1 protein-coding gene is annotated in these 840 nt (G+C 60.6%); it reads left to right on the top strand.

Annotated features, from left to right (window positions below):
• Positions 1-23 precede the first annotated feature (23 nt).
• On the top strand, positions 24-356 hold the full coding sequence (locus AC1DY5_RS57380) for a transposase (protein ID WP_478122998.1): 333 nt from the start codon (positions 24-26) through the stop codon (positions 354-356).
• The last annotated feature ends 484 nt before the right edge of the window (positions 357-840 follow it).

Here is an 840-nt window from a genome sequence, read left to right as displayed (position 1 = left end):
GGGTATACGCGAAAGCCAAGCGTGTGCATCTGGTACTCGACAACTTGAACACGCACTTCAGAAAGTGCTTCGAAGATGTGCTGGGTCAACGCGCCGCGTCCAAACTGCTGCGCAGGGTGGAGTTCCACTACACGCCCAAGCACGCGAGTTGGCTGAACATGGCAGAGATCGAGATCGGAATCCTCAGTCGTCAGTGCCTGGATCGGCGAATTCCCAGTCGACAGGCTCTTCAATCCGAAGTCAACGCTTGGCAGCGCGAGCGCAACCATCGAAAGCGAACCATCAAATGGAGCTTCACTCGGCAGGATGCGGATCGAAAGCTCAGCCACCGATATGTTCCGATACTTTCGGGTTGACGTACTAGAAGGTGCAATGCCATGCCGAGCATCGGTGTGATGCCGATCCCTCCTGCGACCAGCACGTGAAATCCAGCCGCTTCCGTCAATGGGAAGTTGTTCCTCGGTTCTCCGATACTGAGGACATCCCCTGCCCGAACCGATTGATGCAGCCACTCGGAGCCTCCGCGCGAATTGGTCTCGCGCTTCACCCCAATGCGATACAAATTCGTCTCGTCGGGGCCCTGGCACAGGCTGTACTGACGCAGCGGCGGGTGACCACCGCCTGCCGGGGCATCGATGGCGACATCGATGTGCGCACCGGGTGCCGCCGGCGCTGCTGCATCATCGGCTTCGGCTCCTCGCCTTCCCGATGCGGGCCGTCAGCCCATATTGGCGCCGACGGTCAGACTGGAGATCTCCCGGTTCCCGCGCAAGGAGCGTGCGCACATGCCAGGACTGGAGATCTCCCGGTTCCCGCGCAAGGAGCGTGCGCACATGCCAG

It is taken from the genome of Variovorax sp. P4_D9, from assembly GCF_056401695.1.
The sequence above is the reverse complement of the archived record's forward strand: the minus strand, read 5'-3'. Positions and strand labels throughout refer to the sequence as shown.